This is a genomic window from Globicatella sp. HMSC072A10 (assembly GCF_001811625.1).
In the GTDB taxonomy this organism is placed as follows: Bacteria; Bacillota; Bacilli; order Lactobacillales; family Aerococcaceae; genus Globicatella; species Globicatella sanguinis.
The window spans coordinates 1-5,863 of record NZ_KV805794.1; the positions used below are offsets into that span (position 1 = coordinate 1).

A 5,863-nucleotide genomic window follows, 5' to 3' on the forward strand; every position below is an offset into this window, starting at 1 on the left:
AGGGGCCGGTTTCTATATACTTGGCTATTGGGTGCTTACGTTGCTTTGGCCAGCCCTTTAGTCAATATCTCATCATAAAATAGAGAGAGCTCTCACAGAATTTATTCTATCCAGTTAGTTGGCCGTTCACTACATTTAAAATAATGACGAAACCAATCGCACTTATTCAAACCAGCCATTTACTCGATTGATTATCATAGAAAAACTAAAGCGCAAAATGGACCGTTTAGAATAGATCGTTTAGCCAATTTCTTATATAAAATAAAAAAAGAGTCAACCCTGCTAGATAGACGAGTTAACTCTCTTAATAATAGGAAGTAGGCATTTTCAGCAAAGCATTAATTATACACGATCAGCTGCTCACTTCGTCAATTTGGTGCGCTAACGATAATATTAGTCAGTAAAATGACTGGTGTCGTTGTATTTTAATAAACGAAACTGTCCATCGATATATTGCACAACCGATACCGAGGCATTATTTAAACGTTCTTGTTCGTGGAAATCTGCTACAAGGCCATGTAATAAGTTTTGAATGGTTAATCCATGACTGACGATTAAAACATTTTGTTCTGTACCGGCATGACGATTTAACAATTCTAATAAGCCACTTTCAACACGTGTCCAAAATTGGCGATAGTTTTCAGCGTATTTATAAGGGTCTAATTCATGGACGGTATTTAAAAAGACATCTGCGGTTAATTGGCTACGGTCTGTCAAATCGCTAACGTTCGCAATATGTTCACGAACATCACGCCATAATTGATTGGCATCGAGTCCTTCATAAAAACCAAAATGAACTTCACGAAATTCGACCATGGGATGAATCGTTAATTCTTGTGCGTAATTATTTTCTTCTAAAATTATTTGTGCTGTTTCGATGGTACGCATTAAATCACTAGTATAAACCGCATCAAATTTTACATCAGCTAATCCTTTACCACTGCGATGGGTGTCTTGAATCCCTTTTTCGGTTAACGGTGCATTTGCCCATCCCTGAATTCGCTCCAAGCGATTTAACATTGTTTCTCCGTGACGCATAAAATAAAAAGTAACTCCTGTAGACATATGCACTCTCCTTGTAATTTTTAATGAGCATTCTTTATTCTCGGAAAAATCTTATCAAATCCGAAAGTTTATTTAAATGCTTAGATACTATTGAATCATAATGTTTTGAGGGATGGAAGGGGCAAGAAGTAGAAAATTAAATGCATTGCGCTTCGTCTGATTACCTCGAACGGTTGGGAGTGGGCGAGAAGATGAAAATTGAAATATTCTCGTTTTGTCTACCTACCTTGCATGGTGAGTATATCTCAAACGAGTGATTAAGATGCCGTTTGATACCACAGAACCTCTGCATTATCGAATGGAAGCAAACGAAAAAATTTTTATAGTTTTTGTTCTGGCTCATTTTGTTTGCTTGTTTTTTGATAACTAGTATCTGTTCATTGCCTATTCCCTCAATTAATGATTTGTTTTAATAGTTAACAATTGTATTATATCATTTTTATCCGTGCATTCAAATTTAAAAAGTAATAGACTTAGAGTGCAAATTCCCTCTAATTATGGTATTGTAGTAGAGTATAAAAGACGAAAGGAGCAAGTCTATGGTGAATGAGCAACCGACGACTGTCCAACGATTATTGAAGGTGTTAGCGGTTAATCCTCAACGGAAATTTGGTAGTTATGCTGCTGAGTTGTCCTTTTATATCATTTGGGCCGTAGTACCATTATTATTAGCAATAGCCAATGTGATTGCTGTATTGCCGTTTTCTTCAGATCAAATTGTATCGGTCATTAATGATGCCATGCCTGCTGAAGTGAGTGACGTAATTGTACCAATATTAGAAAGCTATATTGCGAGTACCAGTGTTAAAGCATTATCTCTGGGGTTAATTATTTCACTTTGGCCAGCCTCAAATGTCTTTAATGCCGTTCAACGTATTTTAAATACGATTTTTAAAGCCGAGCCACGTAAAAATGCTCTTATATCAAGAGGGTTTGCTTATGTGTTTACTTTAGCTTTAGTCGTTTTAATATTTTCACTAACATTGGTCTTTGTATTTGGTGAAACCATATTAAATTATCTCACCAGTACCTTTGGCATTGAGATTCCCTTTGTAGGCGCCATTTTGCAAAATAGTGGCTTGATTGGGCTATTGAGTTTGTTTATTTTAATGTTTTCGATTTATCAGTTTATGCCGAATGTTAATTGGTCGCCAAAATACGCGAGTGTGGGTGCGATTGTAGCTATGATTGGTTTTGGCTTGATCTCACAATTATTTACCGTTTATTTATCATTTAATAAAAATATCGACAGTAACAGTGCGATTGGAATTTTTATTGTGGTTATTATCTGGTTGTATTATAATATGATGGTTATCTCTTTAGGAGCCTATGCAGCGGTTCTCTATCATGATTATTGTGAACGTGATTATTTAGAAATGGTAGCAGAGACAACCGAAGTAGAGAAATTTCAAGCAAGAAGTCCACATTTTAAAACTTATCAAGCGGCAAAAACAGTGGCTCCACTTAAAATTACCAAATAAACGATTCAGGAAGAAGGATAAGATTTATGGCGAAAACAAGACGATTAGTCGCTTATCACGACAATCGGGTAGATTATGGATTGATTTTAACCGTCTTAATTTTAGCTATTATTGGGATTGTCAGTGTTTATGCGACAACCGTAATGATTGATGGCGAAAACTTAAGAGCGACGTTAATGCATGCTTTATGGTATGCGGTAGGCGCAATTACCGTCATTCTGGCAATGCAATTTGATAGTGAACAATATTGGAAACTCTCAACTTATTTATATGGTTTTGGATTGCTGTTACTGGTCTTGGTCTTAATTTTTTATGACCGTGAGACAGCAGCAGAAACGGGGGCCCATTCATGGTTTAGAATTGGGGGCTTCTCGTTTCAACCTTCAGAGGTATTTAAACCGGCTTATATTGTTTTTCAAGCACGGGTAATTACTGAACATAATAATAAATTTACCAATCGGACAGTTAAATCAGACTTTATTTTAATAGGGAAAGTATTATTATTTGCCTTACCGGCTTTAGTTTTAATTCAATTACAAAATGACTTGGGAACAAACTTGGTAGTGTTATCTATTACCGCAGGAATGTTATTATTATCCGGAATCGCATGGAAAATTATTCTACCCGTCTTTTTATTTGTGACCATAACAGGTGGCGGCTTAATTTATATGGCGATGTTTCATGAAGATATCTTATTTAAAATCGGTTTTATGCCTTATCAATTATCTCGTATTCATTCATGGTTAGATCCCTTTGGCGATACCCAAGGTGATGCGTTCCAATTATCACGAAGCTTATTGGCGATTGGTTCTGGGGGTCTAGTAGGTAAAGGAATTGGTGTTTCGGAAGTGAATGTGCCGGTTCGTGAATCTGACTTTATCTTTACAACGATAGCCGAAAACTTTGGTTTTATGGGAGCTGCCTTTTTATTATTCATTTATTTTGTCTTAATTTATCAAATGGTTCAAACTTGTTTCGAGACGAAAAATGAATTTTATACTTATATTGCGGGTGGCGTTATTTCGATGATTTTATTCCATATTTTAGAAAACATCGGTATGACAATAGGTTTATTACCGATTACCGGGGTACCATTACCTTTCATCTCTCAAGGGGGATCGGCCTTATTGAGTAATTTAATCGGTGTCGGATTAATTATGTCGATGAAATACCATCATCGCAGTTATATGTTTGCTAATGATAATCAATTTGAGTTTTAATTGAACATTTAGATGCCTTGGCTAGCAATAGCGGGGCTTCTTTTTAAGAAAATTGGAGGAATTTATAATGAAAAAAATGACAGAACAATTATGGGTTTTACAAGAATCAGATCAATATATAATTGGGATGGCACCTTGTTTACAAGAAGAAGCCGGTGATGTTTCTTATGTTAATATTGCGAATATTGGAGAAATTGAAGCAGATGATACATTATTAAACTTAGAAGCGTCGAAAGCGGCTATTGAAGTTCCATGCCCTTTATCAGGAAAAATTGTTAAAATCAATGAGGCTGCTATCGATAATCCTGCTTTATTAAATAGCGAACAAGCGAATGATAATTGGATTGCCGTATTAACGGATGTTGACGATAGCGAATTTGAAGCCTTATAAAGAGTATACTATGTTAATTATTGAAAAAGCCATGTTGCATATATTAGATAAAGATTCTGGTAACCTTTATCTATCCGATAATTTAATGAATTTAGAGGACGGTTATGTACAAGACTACATTAACCGTCTTGTTGTTAAAATTCAAAAGTCAGATTATAAGTTTGAAACATTAGCGAGTGATTCGATCATTTATCCAATGGTCACCGGAGAGCGTTCCTTTGAAGAAGTGACCCGTGATTTAGCTAATAAAATTTATAGCATTATCGCACCAGCTGAAAATATTCCAGCTGCGGATTATTTGTTTTTTGAAGGACGCGATGAATTAGAGGAACATTATTTCGGGATTTTACGTTTAGATTATCAGTCTTCATTTACTCATTTTCTTGAAGTTGAAGAGGGGATTAGTAATCAATTAATTCAAAACCATGCGATTTTACCAAGTCCAACGGCCAAACCATCCGAAGCGTTTATTTTAAATCGCGCCACCATGTTGTATCAATTAGTGGAAAAACGTTATGAGATTGAAGGCACGAAGCAACTTTATTTCTCTGAGCAAGTATTAGGTATCATGCCACCGGAACCTACTCCCACTCATATTAAGCAAATTAGACGTACCGTTAACTCGGTCGCCAAGCGTTATGACGAACCAGCTTATGAAGTCATGGCTACAGCACAAAAAGTGATTTATGAACAGTTAGATGAATCCAATGAAATTGACAGTGAAGCCGTGATTGAAAAAGTCTTTGAACATAATACTGGGGCTTTAGCAGCCGCTAAAGAAGAAATTGCTGAAAAAGAAGTACCGGAAAAAATTGTCGTGACCAATGTACCAAAATATGAGAAGAAGTATAGTAAGCAAAAGTTTAAACTCGCTAATGGAATTGAACTATTCATTCCAATTGAATTGTATGATAATCCTGATATTGTCGAGTTTGTTAATCAGCCCGATGGTTCAATTTCAGTTGTCATAAAAAATGTAGAGTCCATGATGAGCCGATTTAATGGTTAGTCAATTGGTTAAAGCGAATTAAGCCAACACAATTTAATAATCAAATTTAAGTCCTGGGTAGAATCAATCTATCCAGGCTTTTTTGGGAGTAGGCAAGAAGTAGAAAGTCAGCTGTTTTCGCTTCGTTTGTCCACCCCTGCAAAGTTGAGTAGGCCTCAAACAAGTCGAAAGACGATTGAGGCCACTCAACCCCTGCGCTATCTAAATATCGAGCAATAACTTGATTGAATTTTTTATGTTTATGCCTAACTCAATAAGACGCAGTTTGAGACCATTCAACCACTGCGCTATTAATTAACGCACAATAACGTGATTGAATTTTCCAAGATTATATTCAGCTATCTTTAGACGCAGTTTGAGGCCACTCAACCACTTCGCTTTGAATTAAATAGATATGCCAGAACAGAATTTAAAAAGTTTTTGCCCAGCCTCTTTTTTATTGTTTTATTGTTTTATTGGTTAATGATTAACGATTAAAGTGCATGAACGAGTCGTTTTATCGCAATTATCAAGGAGAAAGTGCGAACATGGGTTAAAAACACTGACTGTTGTTTAAGTTATGCAATATCGTAATGGTGATTGTTAATGAAGCACAGTAGCGACGTAACACCATGACGACCATTATGGGTTCAACACAATAGCTTCGCATTAAGATGCCGACAATCATATAAAAGTTACAATAAGATTACCCAATTTG

The 5,863-nt window shown here is 35.9% G+C and carries 5 protein-coding genes; 4 read left to right on the forward strand and 1 reads right to left on the reverse strand.

Features of this window, described 5'->3' with window-relative positions; translation table 11 throughout:
• Positions 1-393 precede the first annotated feature (393 nt).
• Entirely contained in the window at positions 394-1,065 is a 672-nt protein-coding gene (locus tag HMPREF2811_RS08895; protein ID WP_071409029.1) for a histidine phosphatase family protein, read from the reverse strand.
• A gap of 539 nt (positions 1,066-1,604) precedes the next feature.
• Between HMPREF2811_RS08895 and HMPREF2811_RS08900 the strand changes: the two genes are divergently transcribed.
• From HMPREF2811_RS08900 to HMPREF2811_RS08915, 4 genes are all read left to right on the forward strand, one after another.
• On the forward strand, positions 1,605-2,546 hold the full coding sequence (locus tag HMPREF2811_RS08900) for a YihY/virulence factor BrkB family protein (RefSeq protein WP_066124797.1): 942 nt from the start codon (positions 1,605-1,607) through the stop codon (positions 2,544-2,546).
• Positions 2,547-2,572: 26 nt separating this feature from the next.
• Positions 2,573-3,766: an FtsW/RodA/SpoVE family cell cycle protein gene (locus HMPREF2811_RS08905; RefSeq protein ID WP_071409030.1), complete on the forward strand. Its 1,194-nt coding sequence runs from the start codon at positions 2,573-2,575 to the stop codon at positions 3,764-3,766.
• Between the two features lie 67 nt (positions 3,767-3,833).
• On the forward strand, positions 3,834-4,157 hold the full coding sequence (locus tag HMPREF2811_RS08910; RefSeq protein WP_071409031.1) for a glycine cleavage system H family protein: 324 nt from the start codon (positions 3,834-3,836) through the stop codon (positions 4,155-4,157).
• 10 nt (positions 4,158-4,167) lie between these two features.
• Positions 4,168-5,166 carry a nucleoid-associated protein gene (locus tag HMPREF2811_RS08915; protein WP_071409032.1) on the forward strand — a complete coding sequence of 333 codons (999 nt, stop codon included), beginning with the start codon at positions 4,168-4,170 and terminating at the stop codon, positions 5,164-5,166.
• The last annotated feature ends 697 nt before the right edge of the window (positions 5,167-5,863 follow it).

Coding starts and splice junctions, on each gene's coding strand:
- HMPREF2811_RS08910 (WP_071409031.1), top strand. CDS start 3,834: ATGAAAAAAATGACAGAACAATTATGGGTTTTACAAGAATCAGATCAA.
- HMPREF2811_RS08915 (WP_071409032.1), top strand. CDS start 4,168: ATGTTAATTATTGAAAAAGCCATGTTGCATATATTAGATAAAGATTCT.
- HMPREF2811_RS08905 (WP_071409030.1), top strand. CDS start 2,573: ATGGCGAAAACAAGACGATTAGTCGCTTATCACGACAATCGGGTAGAT.
- HMPREF2811_RS08895 (WP_071409029.1), bottom strand. CDS start 1,065: ATGTCTACAGGAGTTACTTTTTATTTTATGCGTCACGGAGAAACAATG.
- HMPREF2811_RS08900 (WP_066124797.1), top strand. CDS start 1,605: ATGGTGAATGAGCAACCGACGACTGTCCAACGATTATTGAAGGTGTTA.